The 19,755-nt window shown below is 74.0% G+C and carries 16 protein-coding genes; 6 read left to right on the top strand and 10 right to left on the bottom strand.

All coding sequences use genetic code 11. From position 1 onward, the window contains the following. Positions 1-226: 226 nt before the first annotated feature. The 5 genes from DFJ68_RS04515 to smc all read right to left on the bottom strand — a co-directional run bounded on the left by DFJ68_RS04515 (position 227) and on the right by smc (position 7,556). Positions 227-565: a P-II family nitrogen regulator gene (locus DFJ68_RS04515; RefSeq protein ID WP_121031367.1), complete on the bottom strand. Its 339-nt coding sequence runs from the start codon at positions 563-565 to the stop codon at positions 227-229. After that, positions 562-1,986: an ammonium transporter gene (locus DFJ68_RS04510; RefSeq protein ID WP_211333267.1), complete on the bottom strand. Its 1,425-nt coding sequence runs from the start codon at positions 1,984-1,986 to the stop codon at positions 562-564. Before DFJ68_RS04510 ends, DFJ68_RS04515 begins: the two co-directional genes overlap by 4 nt. Before the next feature lie 142 nt (positions 1,987-2,128). After that, positions 2,129-3,349 (bottom strand): signal recognition particle-docking protein FtsY, encoded by a 1,221-nt coding sequence (gene ftsY, locus DFJ68_RS04505; protein WP_245963466.1) that lies wholly within the window; start codon positions 3,347-3,349, stop codon positions 2,129-2,131. Positions 3,350-3,541: 192 nt separating this feature from the next. Beyond that, complete coding sequence (locus DFJ68_RS04500) at positions 3,542-3,745, bottom strand: hypothetical protein (protein WP_121031361.1); 204 nt, start codon at positions 3,743-3,745, stop codon at positions 3,542-3,544. Between the two features lie 124 nt (positions 3,746-3,869). Next, complete coding sequence (gene smc / locus DFJ68_RS04495; RefSeq protein WP_121031359.1) at positions 3,870-7,556, bottom strand: chromosome segregation protein SMC; 3,687 nt, start codon at positions 7,554-7,556, stop codon at positions 3,870-3,872. A gap of 124 nt (positions 7,557-7,680) precedes the next feature. On the opposite strand from smc, the gene DFJ68_RS04490 reads away from it, so the two are divergent. Beyond that, the gene (locus DFJ68_RS04490; protein ID WP_245963465.1) at positions 7,681-8,334 is read left to right on the top strand and encodes an MSMEG_1061 family FMN-dependent PPOX-type flavoprotein; all 654 of its coding nucleotides are present in this window, start codon (positions 7,681-7,683) and stop codon (positions 8,332-8,334) included. Here the strand turns inward: DFJ68_RS04490 and DFJ68_RS04485 are convergent. Further along, positions 8,331-8,678: a chorismate mutase gene (locus DFJ68_RS04485; RefSeq protein ID WP_245963757.1), complete on the bottom strand. Its 348-nt coding sequence runs from the start codon at positions 8,676-8,678 to the stop codon at positions 8,331-8,333. The genes DFJ68_RS04490 and DFJ68_RS04485 overlap by 4 nt on opposite strands. A gap of 90 nt (positions 8,679-8,768) precedes the next feature. Next, complete coding sequence (locus tag DFJ68_RS18645; RefSeq protein ID WP_276330689.1) at positions 8,769-9,113, bottom strand: acylphosphatase; 345 nt, start codon at positions 9,111-9,113, stop codon at positions 8,769-8,771. 118 nt (positions 9,114-9,231) lie between these two features. Between DFJ68_RS18645 and DFJ68_RS04475 the strand changes: the two genes are divergently transcribed. Both DFJ68_RS04475 and DFJ68_RS04470 read left to right on the top strand, forming a co-directional pair. Continuing rightward, positions 9,232-11,325 (top strand): acyltransferase family protein, encoded by a 2,094-nt coding sequence (locus tag DFJ68_RS04475; protein ID WP_245963464.1) that lies wholly within the window; start codon positions 9,232-9,234, stop codon positions 11,323-11,325. Then, positions 11,322-12,206 carry an NAD(P)-dependent oxidoreductase gene (locus DFJ68_RS04470; RefSeq protein WP_211333266.1) on the top strand — a complete coding sequence of 295 codons (885 nt, stop codon included), beginning with the start codon at positions 11,322-11,324 and terminating at the stop codon, positions 12,204-12,206. Before DFJ68_RS04475 ends, DFJ68_RS04470 begins: the two co-directional genes overlap by 4 nt. On the opposite strand, the gene DFJ68_RS04465 is transcribed toward DFJ68_RS04470, so the two are convergent. Further along, positions 12,203-13,105: an MOSC domain-containing protein gene (locus DFJ68_RS04465; RefSeq protein ID WP_245963463.1), complete on the bottom strand. Its 903-nt coding sequence runs from the start codon at positions 13,103-13,105 to the stop codon at positions 12,203-12,205. The two genes, DFJ68_RS04470 and DFJ68_RS04465, sit on opposite strands and share 4 nt — an antisense overlap. A gap of 4 nt (positions 13,106-13,109) precedes the next feature. Then, a complete protein-coding gene (locus DFJ68_RS04460) occupies positions 13,110-15,059 on the bottom strand; it encodes a M3 family metallopeptidase (RefSeq protein WP_245963462.1) in 1,950 nt (649 codons plus the stop codon). A 54-nt stretch (positions 15,060-15,113) separates the two neighbouring features. Between DFJ68_RS04460 and DFJ68_RS04455 the strand changes: the two genes are divergently transcribed. From DFJ68_RS04455 to DFJ68_RS04445, 3 genes are all read left to right on the top strand, one after another. After that, positions 15,114-16,451, top strand: a complete 1,338-nt coding sequence (locus DFJ68_RS04455) for an NAD(P)/FAD-dependent oxidoreductase (RefSeq protein WP_121035079.1) — start codon at positions 15,114-15,116, stop codon at positions 16,449-16,451. 256 nt (positions 16,452-16,707) lie between these two features. After that, positions 16,708-18,462, top strand: coding sequence for a sodium:solute symporter family protein (locus tag DFJ68_RS04450; RefSeq protein ID WP_121035078.1), 1,755 nt, complete (start codon positions 16,708-16,710; stop codon positions 18,460-18,462). 13 nt (positions 18,463-18,475) lie between these two features. Then, complete coding sequence (locus DFJ68_RS04445; RefSeq protein ID WP_121031353.1) at positions 18,476-18,802, top strand: hypothetical protein; 327 nt, start codon at positions 18,476-18,478, stop codon at positions 18,800-18,802. Between the two features lie 85 nt (positions 18,803-18,887). Here DFJ68_RS04445 and mutM read toward each other — a convergent pair whose 3' ends face one another. After that, the gene (mutM, locus tag DFJ68_RS04440) at positions 18,888-19,754 is read right to left on the bottom strand and encodes a bifunctional DNA-formamidopyrimidine glycosylase/DNA-(apurinic or apyrimidinic site) lyase (RefSeq protein WP_121031351.1); all 867 of its coding nucleotides are present in this window, start codon (positions 19,752-19,754) and stop codon (positions 18,888-18,890) included. Position 19,755: the final 1 nt, after the last annotated feature.

Here is a 19,755-nt window from a genome sequence, read left to right as displayed (position 1 = left end):
CCGTGCCGTGCCTGTCATGCGTGTGGTGCCCTGCGGTCGTGCCCTGCTGGTCGTGCCCTGCGGTCGTGCCCTGCTGGTCGTGCCCTGCTGGTCGTGCCCTGCTGGTCGTGCCCTGCGCTCGTGCCCTGCCGGTGGGGCCCGCGACGGCACGGATGCCGTGGGGCCGGGTCGCTGCTTGCCCGGCCCCACGGCATCCGGTGTGCCCCACGGACGTGGCGACGGAGCCCTAGAGGGCGTCGACGCCCCGCTCGCCGGTGCGCACCCGGACGACCTCCTCGACGGGGACCGACCAGATCTTGCCGTCGCCGATGCGACCGGTCTGGGCGGCCTTGAGGATGACCTCGAGGACGTCCGAGCCGTCGACGTCGTCGACCAGCACCTCGAGCCGCACCTTCGGGACGAAGTCGACCGTGTACTCGGCGCCGCGGTAGACCTCGCTGTGGCCCCGCTGGCGGCCGTAGCCGCTGGCCTCGCTGATGGTCATGCCGGCGACCCCGAAGGCCTCGAGGGCCTCCTTCACCTCGTCGAGCTGGTGGGGCTTGATGATGGCGGTGATGAGCTTCATGCGTTGGCTCCTTCTGACTGCGGCACGGGCGACGTCGCCGTGCTGCGCGGGATCGAGCTGCTGCGGCCGCCACCGGGGAAACCGCCCAGGTCGTAGCCGGACTCCGCGTGCTCGGACTGGTCGATGCCGTCGCTCTCGACGTCGTCGGAGACCCTCCAGCCCATCGTCTTCTTCAGCGCCATGGCGATGACGAAGGTGAGGGCGCCGGAGACGACGAGGGAGATGAGGGCGATGAGGACCTGGAGCAGGGTCTGGCGGAAGCCACCACCGTAGAAGAGGCCGGTCGTGGTCGAGAGCAGACCGGCGCCGATGGTGCCCCAGAGGCCGGCGACGAGGTGGACGCCGACGACGTCGAGCGAGTCGTCGTAGCCGAAGCGGTACTTGAGGCCCACGGCGAGGGCCGCGAGGGCACCCGCCACGACACCGAGGACGAGCGACCCGACGGGCGAGAGCGCCCCACAGGCCGGGGTGATGGCGACGAGGCCCGCGACGACGCCGGAGGCGGCACCGACCGACGTGGCGTGGCCGTCGCGCACCTTCTCGACGAGCAGCCAGCCGGCGGCCGCGGCGCACGTGGCGGCGGTCGTGTTGAGCCACACGAGCGAGGCGAGACCGTCGGCGGCGAGCTCGGAGCCGGCGTTGAAGCCGAACCAGCCGAACCACAGCAGACCGGCGCCGAGCATGACGAGCGGGACGTTGTGGGGGCGCATCGGCACCTTGCCGAAGCCGAGGCGCTTGCCGACGACGAGGGCGAGCACGAGGCCCGCGATGCCGGCGTTGATGTGCACGACCGTGCCACCGGCGAAGTCGATGGGCAGCACGCTGGCGACGCCGTCGGTGGCCCCGAAGAGCGTGGCCGACAGGCCGTTCTCGGCGCCCGAGAGCAGGCCGCCGCCCCACACCATGTGCGAGATCGGGAAGTAGACGACGGTGACCCAGATGCCCGAGAAGACGAGCCAGGTCGAGAACTTCACGCGGTCGGCGACGGCGCCGCTGATGAGCGCGACGGTGATGACCGCGAAGGTGAGCTGGAAGCCGGCGAAGAGCACCTCGGGGATGTAGACGTCGACGCCGAAGACGTCGATGAGGCGGGGTCCGTCGGCGGTGACGAGGTCACCGAGGCCGAAGAGGTGGAAGGGGTTGGCGAAGATGCCGGCGATGTCGCTCGTGCCGTCCTGCACGTTGCCGAACGCCATCGAGTAGCCCCACAGGATGTAGACGACGCCGACGACGGCCATCGCCCCGAAGCTCATCATCATCATGTTGAGGACGGACTTCGAGCGCGTCATGCCGCCGTAGAACAGGGCGAGCCCCGGAGTCATCAGGAGGACCATCGAGGCCGCCACGAGCATGAACGCCGTGGCCGCCTCGTTGATCGCTGGTGCGTCTGCCGCGATCGGCATCAGTGCAGCTGTTGTCATGGCGACACTGTGGTCGCGCCCTGTTTCGCGCGGCGCCGCCTCGTGTTACAGCCGTGTCAACCGGGCGACCGGCGCGTAAGTTCCACGTTTCCGCACGGGACGCACGGGGACGCAGGGGACGCACGCCCCGGATCGGGCGGGCTCAGTCGACGATGGCGTCGACGAAGGCCTCCGGGTCGAAGGGGGCGAGGTCGTCGGGGCCCTCGCCGAGACCGACGAGCTTGACCGGGACGCCGAGCTGACGCTGAACCGCGACGACGATGCCGCCCTTGGCGGTGCCGTCGAGCTTGGAGAGCACGATGCCGGTCACGTTCACGGCCTCCGAGAAGACCTTCGCCTGCTGCAGGCCGTTCTGGCCGGTGGTGGCGTCGAGCACGAGCAGGACCTCGTCGATCTCGCTCTGCTTCTCGATGACGCGCTTGACCTTGCCGAGCTCGTCCATGAGGCCGACCTTGTTGTGGAGGCGGCCGGCGGTGTCGATGATGACGACGTCGACCTCCTCCTCGATGCCCGCCTTGACGGCGTCGAAGGCGACGGCCGCGGGGTCGGCGCCGTCGCGGTCGGAGCGCACGGTCGGCACGCCGACGCGGTCGCCCCACGTCGCGAGCTGGTCGGCCGCGGCGGCGCGGAAGGTGTCCGCCGCACCGAGCAGGACGTCGCGGTCCTCGGCGACGAGCACGCGGGCGAGCTTGCCGACGGTCGTCGTCTTGCCGGTGCCGTTGACGCCGACGACGAGGATCACGGCCGGGCGGTCGCCCACGCGCGAGCTGGCGATGCGGCGGTCGAGGCCGGGCTGGACGAGCGCGAGCAGCTCCTCCTTGAGCCAGCCGCGGACGGTCGCCTCGTCGGTCGCGCCCTCGACCGAGACGCGGCGGCGCAGCGAGTCGACGAGCTCGGTCGTCGCCTCGACGCCGAGGTCGGACGCGATGAGGGTGTCCTCGACCTCCTCCCAGGCCTCCTCGTCGAGACCCCCGCGCGAGAGCAGCGCGAGCAGGCCCTTGCCGAGCGCCGAGTTCGAGCGGGCCAGGCGGGCGCGCAGGCGCTGCAGGCGGCCTCGCGCCGACTCGGGCTTCTCGAACGCCGGGGCCTCGGGCTCGGCCGGAGGGGCGGGCTCGGGCTCGACGACCTCCGGCTCGGGCGCGGTCGTGGCCGTGGTCTCCGGCGGCGAGGTGACGGCCTCACCCGGCGGCTCGCGGTCGAGGTCGTCGGCGGGCAGGCCCGGCCGGGTCGGGGCGCCCACGGTGGGGGCCTCGCGCTCGAGGGTGTTCGTGCGCGAACCACCCCTCAGCAGGTTGACGCCGAGGCCGATGATGCCGCCGACGATGACGACGCCGATGAGGATGAAGAGCAGGACTGGTTCCACGCGATCATCCAACCACGGCGGCGCCGGCCCTCCGGCCGACGTCCGGGCCCCTTGGGTGGGTCGCGGACCGGGTCGTCGAGCGGCCCCGGGTACGCCGGAGCGACCCCCGACAGCGGATGCCGGGAGGTGGGGCGTCGACTGCGCGTCCGGCCGTGTCTCCAGCCGTGTTCCGGGCCGGGCGTCGGGCGGGGGTCAGTGGGTGCGGGCGCGCACGTGGGTGCGTTCGCGCACCTCGGTCGCCACCGAGCCGACGCGCTGGGCCGCCGCCTTGGCGACGCTCTCGCCGCGGTCGGTCAGGACGTCCCGCCCCTCACGATGGGCGGGGAGGGCGACGACACCGACGATGGCGACGCCGAGGGCGACGACGAGGAGCATCGCGACGATGAGGAGAGCCATGGGACCAGAGTGACGGATGTGACCGTTCGTCCCTCTTCACGGCGCGGCCACGGAGACCCTTTCGTGACGCATCCGACACCGTTTCGTGACCTCGGCGGTCATCGGGCGGTGCCGACTGCGACCGTCAGGCGGGCCGGTCGGCGACGTCCCGCAGCCGCTGCGAGACGACCGTCGTCACCCCGTCGCCGCGCATGCTGACGCCGTAGAGCGCGTCGGCGGTCTCCATCGTCTTCTTCTGGTGGGTGATGACGATGAGCTGGCTGCTGTCGCGCAGCTCCTCGAAGAGGGTGATGAGGCGGCCGAGGTTGGCGTCGTCGAGCGCCGCCTCCACCTCGTCCATGATGTAGAACGGCGACGGCCGGGCCTTGAAGATCGACACGAGCAGGGCGACCGCGACGAGCGAGCGCTCCCCACCCGAGAGCAGCGAGAGCCGCTTGATCTTCTTGCCCGGGGGCCGGGCCTCGACCTCGAGCCCCGTCGTCAGCATGTTCGAGGGGTCGGTGAGCACGAGGCGCCCCTCCCCGCCGGGGAAGAGCCGCTGGAAGACGCGCTCGAACTGCACTGCGGTGTCGGCGAACGCCTCGGCGAACACCTTCTCGACGCGCTCGTCGACCTCCTTGACGATGTCGAGCAGGTCGCGCTTGCTCGTGCGGAGGTCCTCGAGCTGCTCGGTGAGGAACTTGTGCCGCTCCTCGAGGGCTGCGAACTCCTCGAGCGCGAGCGGGTTGATGCGGCCGAGGGCGGACAGGCGCCGCTCCGCCGAGCGCAGCCGCTTCTCCTGCTCGGCGCGCACGAAGGGCACCGTCCGTGGCTCCCCCGCGCCGTCCGACCCGACCGACCCGTCCGACTGCGCCGACGCCCCAGACGCCGTCTCCGCCGCAGCCCCACCCGACGGCTTCGCCGGCGACGCCGACGACGCCGACGAACCACGCCGACCGGCATCCGGCTCGTCGGCGACCACAGGCACGGGGCGGTGCGGCCCGAACTCCTCGACGAGGGCGTCGGGGGCGACCCCGAGCTCGTCGACGGCGCGGGCCTGCAGCTGCTCGATGCGAAGGCGCTGCTGGGTGCGGGCCACCTCGTCGCGGTGCACGGTGTCGGTGAGCTCGCGCAGCTCGCCCTGCAGGCCGGCGACGTCACGGCGAACGGCGGCAAGCTGGGCGTCGCGCTCGGTGCAGGCCGCCTCGCCGGCCGCCCGCACCCGGGCCGCCTGCTCGACCGAGGCCGTCAGCAGGCCGTGGGCGTAGCCGGCCGCGACGCCGACCGACCGGGCCACCTGTGCCTCGCGGCGGCGACGCTCGAGGCGCGCGGCCTGCTGGGCGCGGGCCGCCTCCTCGTGGCGGGCGCTGCGCTCGAGGGCCTCGGCACGGTCCTTGAGGGCCCGGGCCCGCTCCTCGCGGGTGCGCAGGCCGAGACGCAGCTCGGTCTCCGCGGCGCGCGCGGCGCGGGCGGCGGCGTCGAGGCGGTCGCGCTCGTCGGTGCTCGGCTCGCTCTCGTCGACGCCCTCGGCGCTCGCGGCCTCGAGCCGCTTGACGAGGGCGGCGTGCTGCGTCTGGTCGCCCTCGAGCGCGGCCACGGCGTCGGCGAGCGCCTTCTCGGTGCGCTCGACCTCCCCGCGGGCGCTGCGCAGGCTCTGGCCCAGCGAGCCGAGCTGCTCGGCGACGGCGGCGAGACGGGCGTCGCTCTCGTTGAGCCGCTCGAGCGTGGCGTCGACCTGGTCGGCCACCTCGTCGTGGCGCGACCGGGCGGCGGCGACGGCGAAGCGGGCCTGCTCGCCCTCGCGGGTCGAGCGGGCCACGACCTCGCGGGCCTCGTCGAGCGCGGCCTGCAGGGCGATGAGGCTGGGGGCGGACGCGCTGCCGCCACGCACCTGGCCGGGGCCGTAGACGTCCCCGTCGCCGGTCACCGCGGTGACGCCGGGATGGGCGAGCACGAGGGCGTGCGCCTCCTGCGCCGTGCCCACGAGGGCGACGCGCTCGAGCACGCGGTCGAGGGCCGGTCGCAGCGACGCCGGGCACTGCACGGCGTCGCGCGCCCAGCGGGCACCGTCGGGCAGGCCGGGCCAGCCGTCGGTGCCGACTGTCCCCGCCGACTCGGCGACGAGCAGGTGCACCTGTCCGGCGTCGTCGGCCCGCAGCGCGTCGAGTGCGGCCGCGGCGGCGGTGAGGGAGTCGACGGCGAGCGCCTCGGCCGCGGAGCCGAGGGCCGCGGCGACCGCGTTCTCGAGCCCCGGCTCGACGGTGACGAGGGCCGCGACCGAGCCGACGATGCCGTGGGCGTCGTCGGCGGCGGCCAGGAGCGCGGCGGCGCCGTCGCGCCGGCTCAGGCTCAGCTCGAGCGCCTCGACGCGGGCGGATGCCGTGGTGCGCGCCTTCTCGGCGGCCGCCTCGGCCTCGACGTGGCGGGCCAGCTCGGCCTCGACCTCCTCGAGGCGCGCCGCCGCCTCCTCATAGGCGGTGTCGAGACCCTCCTCGCCCTCCTCCTCGCCGGCGACGGACGCCTCGAGCCGGGTGAACTCTCGCTCGGCGGCGGTGGCACGGGCGGTGGCGGCGGCGATGCTCGCGCGCAGGCGCCCGATCTCGGCCTCGCGGGCCTCGATGCGTGACGCGGCGGCCCCGACCTGCCCGCCGAGGCGGGCCAGTCCCTCGCGGCGGTCCGCGGCGGCGCGCGAGGCCTTGACGAGGCGGGCCGACTCCTCGGAGTGGTCGCGCTCGGCCGCCGTGCGGGCGGCCGCGGCGGCCTCGAGCGCAGCGGTCGCGCGCCCCACCTCGGCGACGAGCTCGGCCTCCTGGGCGCGCACCTGCGCCGCCTGGCTGCGCAGCTGCTCGGGGTCCCGGCCCGCCGGGGTCGCCTGCTCGTCGTCCTGCGCGAGCAGTCGCACGCGCTCGGCGGCGAGGGAGGCGGTGGCGGCGAGGCGCTCGACCAGCCGGCCGAGGGCGACGTAGTCGTCCTGGGCCCGGGTCAGGGCGGGACGGGCCTGCTCGGCCTCCTCCTCGAGCCCGGCCAGCCGGGTGGCCAGCACGGCGAGCGCCTGCTCGACCTCGGTGCGCCGGGCGATGAGGGCCGACTCGTCGGCCACCTCCTGCTCGAGGGTCGAGGTCAGCTGGACGAGGTCGTCGGCGAGCAGTCGCAGCCGCGCGTCGCGGGCGTCGGCCTGGACGGTCGCGGCCCGGCGGGCGGTCTCGGCCTGCCGGCCGAGCGGGCCGAGCTGGCGGCGGATCTCACCGGTGAGGTCGCCGACGCGGGTGAGGTTGGCCTCCATCGTCTCGAGCTTGCGCAGCGCCCGTTCCTTGCGCTTGCGGTGCTTGAGCACCCCGGCGGCCTCCTCGATGAAGCCGCGGCGCTCCTCGGGGGTGGCCCGCAGCACCGTGTCGAGCTGGCCCTGGCCGACGATGACGTGCATCTCGCGCCCGATGCCGCTGTCGCTCAGCAGCTCCTGCACGTCGAGCAGGCGGCACGGGGTGCCGTTGATGGAGTAGTCGGAGCCGCCGTTGCGGAACATCGTCCGCGCGATCGTCACCTCGGTGTAGTCGATGGGCAGCGCGCCGTCGGTGTTGTCGATGGTGAGGGCCACCTCGGCGCGCCCCAGCGGCGCCCGGCCGGACGTGCCGGCAAAGATGACGTCCTCCATCTTCCCGCCGCGCAGTGACTTGGCGCCCTGCTCACCCATGACCCAGGCGAGCGCGTCGACGACGTTGCTCTTGCCCGAGCCGTTGGGGCCGACGATGCACGTGATGCCGGGCTCGAGGCGAAGGTGGGTCGCGGAGGCGAAGGACTTGAAGCCCTTGAGGGTGAGGCTCTTGACGTACACGCGTCCGGGGGTCCTTTGGTGTGCCTGCGGCGATCGCTGCTCAGGGTACTGCGCCGGCCGAGGCCGACCGCGCAGGCGCAGCCGCCGCGCGCCCCGGCATCCGGCCCGCTCCTACGCTGGGCCGGTGACCCGACCCGCCTCCGACCTGCCCGCCGACCCGCACGTCGTGACGGGCCTCGACCAGCTGCTCGGGCTCTACCCGCTGGCGACGGCCGAGCCCCCGCGCGGCAAGGAGTCGGCCGTGCTGACGCCCGCCTACGCTGAGATCGTCGCCGCGTCACCGTTCTGCGTCGTCTCGACGGTGGGCGACGGCGGGCTCGACCAGTCGCCACGGGGCGACGCGCCCGGCTTCGTCGTCGTGCGCGACGAGCGCACCCTCGTGCTGCCCGACCGCCGGGGCAACAACCGCCTCGACACCCTGCGCAACGTCGTGCGCGACCCGCGGGTCGGGCTGATCTTCCTCGTCCCCGGCCTCGGGCTCGAGCTGCGCGCGCGCGGCACCGCCGTCGTGACGACCGACCCGGACGAGCTGGCCCGGCACGAGGTGCGCGGCGCGCTGCCCGCGACGGCGCTCGTCGTCACCGTGCAGCGCGTCTACTTCCAGTGCGCGCGGGCGGTCAAGCGCAGCCGGCTGTGGGACCCCGCCGCCCACGTCGACCCCGCCACCCTGCCCACCGCGGGCCGGATGACGCTCGAGGCCGGCGGCTTCGCGGATGCCGGTGAGGCCGGTGCGTACGACGCCGCCCTCGAGGCGCGCCAGGACTCCACGCTGTACTAGGCCGTCCGCTCAGCCGGCCCGGCCGACCGGTTGCCCGTGCTGCCCGGCTGCTCGTGCTGCCCGCTCGCGATCTGCTCGTGGTGGTGGATGACCTCGGCGACGACGAAGGCGAGGAACTTCTCGGCGAAGACCGGGTCGAGGCCCGACTCGTCGGCCAGGGCGCGCAGCCGTGCGATCTGCTGCTCCTCTCGGGCAGGGTCGGCGGCAGGCAGGTGCTCCTCGGCCTTGAGCACCCCCACCTGCTGGGTGGCCTTGAAGCGCTCGGCGAGCAGGTGGATGAGGGCGGCGTCGATGTTGTCGATGCTGCTGCGCAGACGCAGCAGCTCGGCCGGCACCACGGGCACCACCGGCGCGTCGGGCACGTGCGCTGCCCCGGGCCCGGCGGCTGCGGTCCGCCCCACGGTCGTCTCGCTCATCGCTCCAGCGTAGGAGCCTCAGCGCTCGACGAAGCCGGTGGTCCCGTCAGTCGGAACGGCCTCCTGCCGCACGACCGCGTCGACCCGGCCCGGGCGGCCCGACGTGCTCGGCTCCTCGCGCAGCAGCACCTCGAGCGCGTCGACGGCCTCCGCGGCGCCCTGCGCCACGACCTCGACGCGACCGTCGGCCGTGTTGCGGGCGTGCCCGACGAGTCCGAGCTCGCGGGCCCGCGAGCGGGTCCACCAGCGGAACCCGACACCCTGCACCCGGCCGCGGACGTACAGGCGCGCCCTGACCTCCCCGTCAGTGCGGTCGGTGCCGTCGGGTCTGTCGGTGCCGTCGGTGCCGCGCTCGTCGTCCACGCCCGCCACGGTAACGAGGGTCGTTCCTGCCGCACAGGCGACGCGGGTGGGCGGGTGGCGGCGTGGCGCGCCGCGAGCCTCCCCGACGGTGTCCCCTCCGCTCCATATGCTCACGAACGTGACGACGTCGGCCACCTCCCGGCCCCACGACTCGCACCGACCCGACGTCGGGCGTCGCGAGTCACCGGCCGCCGCACCCCCACAGCTACCGCGCATCGACGGGCTCGACGGCCTGCGCGCCGTCGCCATCGCGGCCGTGGTGGTCTTCCACCTCAACGCCTCGTGGATGCCGGGTGGCTTCCTCGGCGTCGACGTGTTCTTCGTCGTCTCCGGCTTCCTCATCACCTCGCTGCTCGTGCTCGAGCACGGGCGCACCGACCGCCTCGACCTGCCGCGCTTCTGGGTACGCCGCGCCCGGCGCCTGCTGCCCGCGCTCGTGCTCGTCGTCGTGACGAGCGTGCTCATCGCCCGCACCGTCAGCAGCGACCTGCTCGTGGGCATCGGGCGCCAGGTCGCCGGCGCCCTGACGTTCTCGACGAACTGGGTCGAGATCACCGCCGGGTCGAGCTACTTCGACCAGACCGCGCCGCAGCTGTTCATGAACTTCTGGTCGCTGGCGGTCGAGGAGCAGTTCTACCTGCTCTGGCCGCTCGTCACCGTCGCCCTGCTCGCCTTCGCCACCAGCCGCACGCGGGTGGCGGTCGCCCTCGGCCTCGGCACCGTGTCGGCGCTGCTCATGGCGGTGCTCCTCGACCCGATGGGCGACGCGACGCGCGTCTACTACGGCACCGACACCCACCTCGTGGGCCTCATGCTCGGTGCCGCCGTCGCCTTCGCGTGGACCAGCCCCCGGCTGCGCCACCTCGTCACGCCGCACCGGTGGGGGGCCGCCGGCCACCTCGCCGTGCCGGCGGCGGGCGTCGTGCTCGCCGCCCTGATGCTCCTGCTCGACGAGGGCACCCCCTTCACCTTCCGCGGCGGCATCGTGCTCGCCTGCGTCGCGACCGCGGTGCTCGTGCTCGGGGTGGTCGACCAGGGCGCGCACGGTGCGGCCGAGGGCGCTGCGGGTGGCGGCGCGACGACGCCGCTGCAGCGGGCCATGGCCAGCCCGGTCGCGACGTGGGTCGGGCGCCGGTCGTACTCGATCTACCTCTGGCACTGGCCCGTCATCCTCATCGTCGCGAGCGACCACCCGTCGGCCCCCGGCACCATCGAGCACGTCCTCGTGCGGCTCTGGTGCGTCGTCGTCACCCTCGCCCTCAGCGACCTCACCTACCGTTTCGTCGAGACCCCGTTCCGCCGCGACGGCTTCCGCGGCACGGGCCGTCGCGTCCTCGCCCTGCTGCTGCGCAGCAGCCGCCGCACCCGCCAGGTCGTGTCGGCGACCGTCGCGGTCGCCGCCGTCGTCACCGGCGTCGTGCTGCTCACCGCCCCGGACCGGTCGCAGACGGCGATCATGCTCGAGCAGAACGAGGCGGCGGCCGACGCGGCGGCCCCGGTCTCCCCCGGTGCCGGCAGCCCGACCGGCGCGCCGACGCCCGGGGCCTCGGGGGCGCCCTCCGCGACCGGTGGCCCGACCGCGTCGGCCACCGCGGGCGCGTCGGCCACCTCGAAGACCGCCCCGTCGACGGCGCCGTCGACCGCCTCCGCCGGGCCGCTCGCGCCCGACCAGCGCAAGGCGGCCTTCACCATGCCGGCCGGCACCGAGATCGACGCCTACGGCGACTCGATCATGGTCGGGAGCCTCGGGGCGCTCAAGTACTACTTCCCCGGCATCCGCATCGACGCCAAGTCGAACCGTCGCTGGTCCGACGGACTCACCGAGGTGACCTCGCGCGGCGACGACAACCGCCGTGCCGTCGTGCTCGCCTTCGGCACCAACTGGGGCACCGACGCCGACCAGGTCAAGGCCGTTCTCGACCGGCTCGGGCCCGACCGCATGGTCGTGCTCGTCAACATCATGGGTCCGATGTCGCGCGTCGACCGCGACAACGCCACGCTCGCGTCGGTGGCCGAGGGCCGGCCCAACGTCGCCGTCGCCGACTGGGCGTCGGCCGTGCGCAGCCACCCCGACCAGCTGCAGAGCGACCGGATCCACCCCAGCCTCACCGGCGCGCACCTCTTCTCGAAGACGGTGCGCCAGGCCCTCGCCGACCTGTCCGAGCGCAACACCGGCACGAAGGTCTCGCTGCCCGACCTGCCGATGCCGTGACCGGGCCACCGGTCGTCGCGATCGTGTCGCCCGGCGCGATGGGGTCGGCGCTCGGCCGCGCCTGGACGGGCGGCGCGCGCGTGGTCACGACGGTCGCCGGGCGCTCCGACCGCACCCGGGCGCTCGCCGAGGGGCTCGAGCTGCTGCCCGACCTCGACGCCGTCGTCGCGGCCGGCGAGGTCGTCGTCTCGGTCTGCCCTCCGGGTGCGGCCGGGGCCGTCGTCGACGACGTGCTCGCCGCCGCCGCGCGCGTCGGCGCGCGTCCTCTCCTCGTCGACGCCAACGCCGTCTCCCCGACCGCCGTGCGCCGGCTCGCCGACCGCGCGGCCTCCGCCGGCCTCGACCTCGTCGACGGCTCGATCAGCGGTGGGCCTCCCGCCCCCGGCGCCGACACGGTGCTCTACCTGTCCGGCGCCCGGGCGGGCGAGGTCGCGGCCCTCGACGCCGTCGGGCTGCGCCACCGCGTCGTCGGCGACGAGGTGGGTCGGGCGTCCGCCGTCAAGATGTGCACGGCGTCGGTCTACAAGGGGACGACGGCGGTGTGGGCGCAGGCCCTGCGGACCGCCGACTCGCTGGGGGTGCTCGACGTCGTGCTCGACGACCTCACGGAGTCCCTGCCCGCCGAGGTGGGCGACGGTGGCGCCAGGGCCGCGCGACGGGTCGCGGTCGCGGCGGCCAAGAGCGGCCGCTTCGTCGCCGAGATGGAGGCCATCGCCGAGACGCAGGAGGCCGCGGGCGCCGGCGGCGAGCTGTTCACGGGGATGGCGGCGGTCTACCGCCGCCTCTCCCGCACCCCGTCGGGCGCGCTGAGCCCGGAGGAGGCGGCCGCCCTCACCGACCTCGGCGAGGTCCTGACCCGCATGCGGGTCGAGGGCACCTAACCGACGACGGGGTCGCCGACCCGGACCACGGCGCCGTCGGGCACGGGCAGCACCGGGGTCAGGCGCACGCCGAACCACGTCGCGCCCTCCCACCGGCGGTGGCGGGCCAGGGTGCGGATCGGCTCCTTCGACCCCTCGAGGGTGTCGCGGTCGACCGTCGTCATGACGCACCGGTCGGTGACCATCGTCGTGCGGAAGGCGACGCCCCCGACCGACACGGCACCCCACGCGTCCTCGGCGAAGGGCGCTCCCCCGGCGACGACGACGTTGGGGCGGAACCGGTCGTGGCCCAGCGGGTCCGGCGCCGGCTCACCGCGCTGCCTCGCCCCCTCGAGCACCCAGTCGTTGAGCCGCGCGAGCGAGGCCTCGGTCGTCACGTGCACGGGAGCCGCGTCCGACAGCGAGTTGCGGTCGCCGTCCCGGCCCCCGTACTCGGGGCGTACCGGCCGCTCGTGCTCCTCCCCCTGCCACACCAGCCGCACCGGGCGACCGAGCCGCCGGGCGAGCCACTCGTCGGCCACGGCACCCGCGGCCCGCGCCACCGGCATCCCGGAGAAGCCGACCGCGACGGGCTCGCCGTCGACCGGCGCGGCCACCTCGAGCGGGTCGCCGTCGTCGTCGCCTGTCAGGTCGGTCAGCCGGATGCCGGCACCGGCGCGGTCGCCCAGCGGCACGGCGCGCAGCCCGAGCATCACCCTGGCCTCGCGGGCGGTGATCTTGTCCCCGACCGTGTCGACGACGGCCCAGTGGCGGTCGCCGACCAGCCCCCGCGCGTCGACCGGCCACGCGTCGACGGAGACGCCGGCGAGCGACTTGACGGGGTGGACGTGGAGGACGACCACCGACGGCGCCGCCGCCGACGTGGGCGGGGTCGAGGTCGAGGTCGGGGCCGGGGTCACGCCGTCACCGGGCCAACCAGGCGGCGTAGGCGTCGAAGGTGTAGTCGCGGCCGAGGAAGTCGTGCACGAGGTCGGCGGCGTCGCGCCGGCCCCCCGGGGCGAGCACCCGGTCGCGGTAGCGGGCGGCGACCTCGGGCGCGAAGAGGTCGTCCGCGTCGAAGGCGGAGAACATGTCCTTCGCGATGACGAGCGACCACATGTAGGTGTAGTAGGCGCTGCTGTAGCCGTCGAGGTGGCCGAAGTGACAGTGCATGTGGGTCCCCTCGACGTAGGGGAAGACGGAGTAGCGGGCCATGAGCTGGCGCAGCCGGGCGGTGACGTCGTCGGTGGGGTTGACGTGCAGGTCGTACGAGAGGGCGGCGTAGAACATCTGGGTGCGGGCGTCGTAGCCCTTGCCGAAGTCGTCGGCAGCGCGCATCGCCCGGACGAGCTCGGGCGGGATCGTCTCGCCGTCGGCGTTGCGGGCGAACGTCGCGAGGACGGCCTCGTCCCAGGCCCACTCCTCGAGCATCTGGCTCGGTGCCTCGACGAAGTCCCACTCGGTGGCGACGCCGGAGAAGCGCACCCACCGGCCCCGTCCGGCGAGGACGTGGTGCACGAGGTGGCCGAACTCGTGGAAGAGGGTGACGACCTCGTCGTGCTCGAGCAGCCCGCGGTTGAAGTTGCAGACGAGCACCCCCTCGGCGAGCTGCCGACCGGCCAGACCCGGCACGAGGTCGAACTGCGCCGCGTGCTTGTACTTGCCGTCGCGCGGGTGCAGGTCGAGGTGGATGCGGCCGATGCGCTCGCCGTCGGCGTGCACGTCGTAGGTGGCGACGTCGGGGTGCCACGACGGGGCGTCGGTCACGCGGTGCCACTCGAGGCCGAAGAGGCGGCCGGTCACGTCGAGCAGGCCCTGGCGGACACGCTCGAAGTCGAAGTACGTGCGCACCCGCTGCGCGTCGACCGCGAGCTGCTCCTTGCGCACGAGCTCGGCGTAGTACGTCGCGTCGGCCCCGTCGATGTCGGTGGCCTCGGGTCGGTCCCGGCGCAGCCGGTCGAGCAGCACCTGCTTGTCGCGCTGCGCGCTGTCGGTCGACAGGTCGGTGATGCGGTCGACGAAGTCGCCGATGGCCTCGCCCGTGCCGATCATCTTGACCTCGGCGTCGTAGTCGGCCCACGAGGCGTAGCCGAGCAGCGTCGCGATCTCGCGACGCACCGCGAGCAGCTGTTGGAGCACCGTGTCGTTGGCCGGCCAGGCGATGGTGAGAAACTGCGTGACGAGCTCGCGCCGGGCCTCGGCGTCGTGGGCGAAGGTGCGGAACGGCACGACGTCGGGGTAGTCGGTCGTGACGGTGACGAGCCCGTCGTCGCCCACCGGATGGGCGTCGACCCAGTCCTGCGGCATGCCCGCCAGCTGCTCGGGGCGCACCCGGATGCTGCGGACGTCCTCGCGCATGTTCTTGCTGAACTCCTGGCTCAGCACGATCGCCCGCTCGTTGAGCTCGCGCAGGCGGTCGCGGGTGCTCTCGTCACGGTCGACGCCGGAGCGGCGGAAGTCGCGCAGCGTCCTCTCGAGCAGCCGCGACGCGTCGTCGTCGAGCCCCTCGGGGTCGAGCGCGGCGAAGACGGCGAAGAGGTCGGGGTCGAGGCCGAGGTCGGTCTCGAGGCGCTGCACGCGCTGCACGACGGTCTCGGCCCGCTCCCGCACCGCCGCGTCGGGGTGCACCTCGGAGAAGAGGGAGCCCACCGAACCGGCGTCGGCCATCGCCGTCTGCACGGCGTCCCACCGCGCCAGCACGTCGAGCGTCGCGGCCGGCGGGTGGGCCCGGAGCTCGTCGACGAGGGCTCGGGCGCGGTCGAGCCCGCCGTCGCCGCGGGCGGACACCCACTCCAGCCACCCCTGCTCGGGCAGGGCCAGCGGGGCGGGCGCGGTCGGGTCGGCGGACAGGGCGGCGGGGTCGATCGCGGTCACACCGGCACTGTAGGCGCCGGGTGCGACGCCCGGCCCCGCACCTACAGTGGGGCCATGGCCAGCCCACCCCCCGGCATCCTCGTCGTGGGCGCCGGCCAGGCCGCGGTCAGCCTCGTGACCCACCTGCGCGAGCTCGGCGACGACTCGCCGGTCACCGTCGTCGGCGACGAGGCGCACCCGCCCTACGAGCGGCCGCCGCTGTCGAAGGCGCACCTGCACCCGGCATCGGGCCCGCCCTTGCCGCTACCGCTGCTCAGCCCGCAGCGGTGGCGCGAGCTCGACGTGCACCTGCTCACCGGCACGACCGTCACAGACCTCACGCGCGGCGCGGGCGGGGCGGGCGGTGGCGGGGTGGCGACGACGACGGCCGGCCCGCTGCCCTTCGAGCGGCTGGCCCTCGTCACCGGTGCCGAGGCCCGCCGGCTCGACGTCCCGGGCTCGGACCTGCCCGGCGTCGTCACGCTGCGCTCCGTCAAGGACGCCGACGCCCTCGCCGCCCGGCTGCGCTCCGTCGCCGCCGACGACGTCGACACCGACGGCATCGACGGCTCCCACGGCCCGCGTGACCTCGACGTCGTCGTCGTCGGGGGTGGCTTCATCGGCCTCGAGGTCGCGGCGACCGCCCGCGACCTCGGGCACCGCGTCACCGTCGTCGAGGTCACCGACCGGCTGCTCGGGCGCGCCGTGACGCCGCAGCTGTCGGGCTTCTTCGCCCTCGCCCACGACCGTCGCGGTGTGAGGGTGCTGCTCGGGCGCCGCGTCGTCTCCCTCGAGTCCGCCGGCCCGACCGGCGGGCGGCCGAGCCGCGTGGGCACCGTCGTGCTCGACGACGGTGAGCGGCTGACCGCCGACGTCGTCGTCACCGGTGTGGGTGCGCGCCCCCGCACCGCCCTCGCGACCGCCCTCGGGCTCGAGGTGGCCGCTGGCGGGGTCGTCGTCGACGAGCACGCGGTCGCGTCGGACGGCTCCACCGTGGCCGCCGGAGACTGCGCCCTGGGGCCGAACCCCTTCTCGCGCGGGGTCGGCGGGCCGCTGCGGCTCGAGAGCGTCGCCCACGCCGTCGACCAGGCGCGGGCCGCTGCGGCCACCCTGGCGGGCCGGCCCGAGGCCTACCGCGCCGTCCCGTGGTTCTGGTCCGACCAGTTCGACCTGCACCTGCAGATCTCCGGTCTCCCCCACGGCGCCGACCGCGTCGTCGTGCGCGGCGACCCGGCGGCGGAGGCGTTCTCGCTGCTCGCGTTCCGTGACGGGCTGCTCGTCGCGGCCGAGTGCGTGGGGCGCCCGGCCGACCACGTCGCCGTCAAGCGTGGGCTGGAGAAGGGCCTCACCGCCGACCCGGATGCCGTGGCCGACGCCGACGTGCCCCTGCGCCGGCTGCTGCGGCCGGCCTGACGGGAAGTGGCCTCTCGACGGGAAGTGGCCTCTCGACGGTGGAGGGGCGTGGGCGTCGAGACACGGCCTCTCGACGGTGTCGGGTGGTGGGCGGGACGGGCGGCCCACGGCCACGGGCGAACCGGCCGGCGCGCTCGCCGACCACCCGGCATCCGCACCGTTACCAGAGAGTGATCCGCGCGCCGCGGCCGGGATGCCGGGCCGAGCGGGCGGGGAGGCGCTAGCGTGAACCGTCGCCCACGGAAGGGAAGTGCTCATGCACGCTTTGGCGGGTCTGCAGACCGCGGACACCCTGATCAGCGCGAACCTCGTCGACTACCTGATCATCGCGCTCTACTTCGTCTTCGTCCTCGGTATCGGCATCATGGCCCGCCGCGCCGTCTCCGACTCGATCGACTTCTTCCTGTCCGGGCGCTCGCTGCCTGCGTGGGTGACGGGTCTGGCCTTCATCTCGGCCAACCTCGGAGCGGTCGAGATCATGGGCATGTCGGCCAACGGTGCGCAGTTCGGCATCTCGGCCGTCCACTACTTCTGGGTGGGCGCCATCCCGGCCATGCTCTTCCTCGGCGTCGTCATGATGCCCTTCTACTACGGCTCGAAGGTGCGCTCGGTCCCCGAGTTCATGTTCCGGCGCTTCGGCACCGGCGCCCACCTCGTCAACGCCATCAGCTTCGCCGTCGCCCAGCTGCTCATCGCGGGCGTCAACCTCTACCTGCTCGGCTCCATCGTGCAGGCGCTGCTCGGCTGGCCGCTCTGGGTCGCCCTCATCGTCGCCGCCGCCATCGTGCTCTCGTACATCACGCTCGGTGGTCTCTCGGCCGCGATCTACAACGAGGTGCTCCAGTTCTTCGTCATCGTCGCCGCGCTGCTGCCGCTGACCCTCATCGGTCTGCACCGCGTCGGCGGCTACCAGGGCCTCAAGGACAAGATCACCGAGTTCGCCGCCGCCGCACCGGCCTCCGCCGGTGTCCCGCCGGCCGACCAGCAGCTCGAGTCGTGGCCCGGTCAGGCCCTCACCGGCTTCGGGTCGGGCACGCTGTCGGTCATCGGCATCGTCTTCGGCCTCGGCTTCGTGCTCTCGTTCGGCTACTGGACGACGAACTTCGTCGAGGTCCAGCGCGCCATGGCCTCGAACTCGATCTCCGCGGCCCGCAAGACGCCGATCATCGGCGCCTTCCCGAAGATGTTCATCCCGTTCATCGTCATCATCCCCGGCATGGTCGCGGGCGTGCTCGTCAACGAGATCGGGCAGCTCAAGAACGGCGGCACACCGGCCGGTGGCGCCTCGGGCAACGTGACGTACAACGACTCGCTCATCCTGCTCATGCGCGACGTGCTGCCCAACGGCCTGCTCGGCCTGGCCATCGCCGGCCTGCTGGCCGCGTTCATGGCCGGCATGGCGGCCAACATCTCGGCCTTCAACACTGTCTTCAGCTACGACCTGTGGCAGCGCTACATCCGCAAGGACCACAGCGACGACTACTACCTGCGCATCGGGCGCCTCGCGACCGTCGCCGCCACGTTCGTCGCCATCTTCACGGCCATCATCGCCAGCTCGTTCAACAACATCATGAGCTACCTGCAGACGCTGTTCGGCTTCTTCAACGCCCCGCTCTTCGCGACCTTCATCCTCGGCATGTTCTGGAAGCGCATGACGGCGACCGCCGGCTGGGTCGGCCTCTCGGCCGGCACGCTCGGCGCGGTGATCTTCGCCTTCCTCAGCGAGGACGCCTTCGGCAGCGCCAGCCTCGGCGTCATCCCCATCGGCGGGCAGGGGGCGGCCTTCCTCGCGGCGTCGACGGCGTTCGTGGTCGACATCGTGCTGAGCGTGCTCGTGTCGCTGCGCACGGAGCCCAAGCCGGTCTCCGAGCTGCGCGGCCTCGTCTACAGCGAGACGCCCAAGGAGGACCTCGTCGACCCGCACGAGAAGTCGAGGCCGTGGTACCAGCGCACCATCCCGCTGGCGAGCATCGCCCTCGTGCTCGTCGTCATCCTCAACTTCGCGTTCTGACAAGGAGCCGGACATGACCGACAACCAGCCAGTCGCCCCCGACGCCGACACGGAACGCGCCGGACGCCACACCGCGGGCGCCTTCGACATCCGCAACTTCATCGGCGGCCTGCTCGGCATCTACGGCGTCATCCTCACCCTCATGGGTCTCTTCGGCGACCAGGAGCTCGAGAAGACGGGCGGGATGAACGCCAACCTGTGGGCGGGCCTGGCCCTTCTCGTGGTCAGCGTCGTCTTCATCGGCTGGGCGCGTCTGCGCCCGACGATCGTGCCCGCGAACGTCGACCCCGCCGACGACGACCCGACCCGCCCCGGTCCCGCCCGCCACGGCGGTCACTGACCCACCGCGGCGTCACGCCCGCGCCGACCGGCCGGCATCCTCACCGCGAGGATGCCGGCCGGTGGCGTCTGCGGCGGCCGCCCGGTCAGCGCGGGGCGAACGCGCGTCGGCGCGGTCGGGGCTGGCAGACCGGGCAGGAGAACGACGAGCGGTTCATGAACTGCTCGCGGCGCATGGTCGCGCCGCACCGGTCGCACGGGGTCCCGGCGCGGCCGTAGGCGTGCAGCGACCGGTCGAAGTAGCCGCTCGCGCCGTTGACGTTGACGTAGAGCGCGTCGAAGCTCGTGCCGCCCTGCTCCATGGCGGCGGCCATGACGTCGCGGGCGTGGTCGAGCAGGCGCGACAGGGTCGGCTTCGTCAGGGCCGAGCACAGCCGCTCACCGTGCACCTTCGCCCGCCACAGGGCCTCGTCGGCGTAGATGTTGCCCACGCCCGAGACGAGCCCCTGGTCGAGCAGGGCGCGCTTGACGGCGCTGTCGCGCTGCTTCATCCGCCGCACGACGGCGGCCTGGTCGAAGGCCGGCTCGAAGGGGTCGGGCGCGATGTGCGCGACCGACTCGGGGATGCCGTCGCCCCGCAGCGGCGAGAGGGCGAGCCCCCCGAACGTGCGCTGGTCGACGAACCGCAGCTGGGGCCCGTCATCGGCGAAGTCGAAGCGGGCGTGGCAGTGCTTCTCCAGCGGCGCGTCGGCGGGCTCGACGAGCATCTGGCCGCTCATCCCGAGGTGCACGATGAGCGCGTCCTCGCCGTCAAGAGCGAGCCACAGGTACTTGCCGCGGCGGGCGGCCGCCGTGACGGTGACGTCGTGCAGCCGGGCCGCGAGGTCGTCGGGGCCGGGGGCGTGCCGCCGGGCGACGCGGATGCCGGTCACCCGGGCCCGCTCGATGCGTCGGCCGACGACGTGGTCGGCGAGGCCGCGGCGCACGACCTCGACCTCGGGCAGCTCGGGCACG

Source organism: Terracoccus luteus (genome assembly GCF_003635045.1).
Taxonomy (GTDB): Bacteria; Actinomycetota; Actinomycetes; order Actinomycetales; family Dermatophilaceae; genus Terracoccus; species Terracoccus luteus.
Note: the sequence above shows the minus strand (reverse complement) of the source record. Positions and strands in the feature narration are given on the sequence as shown.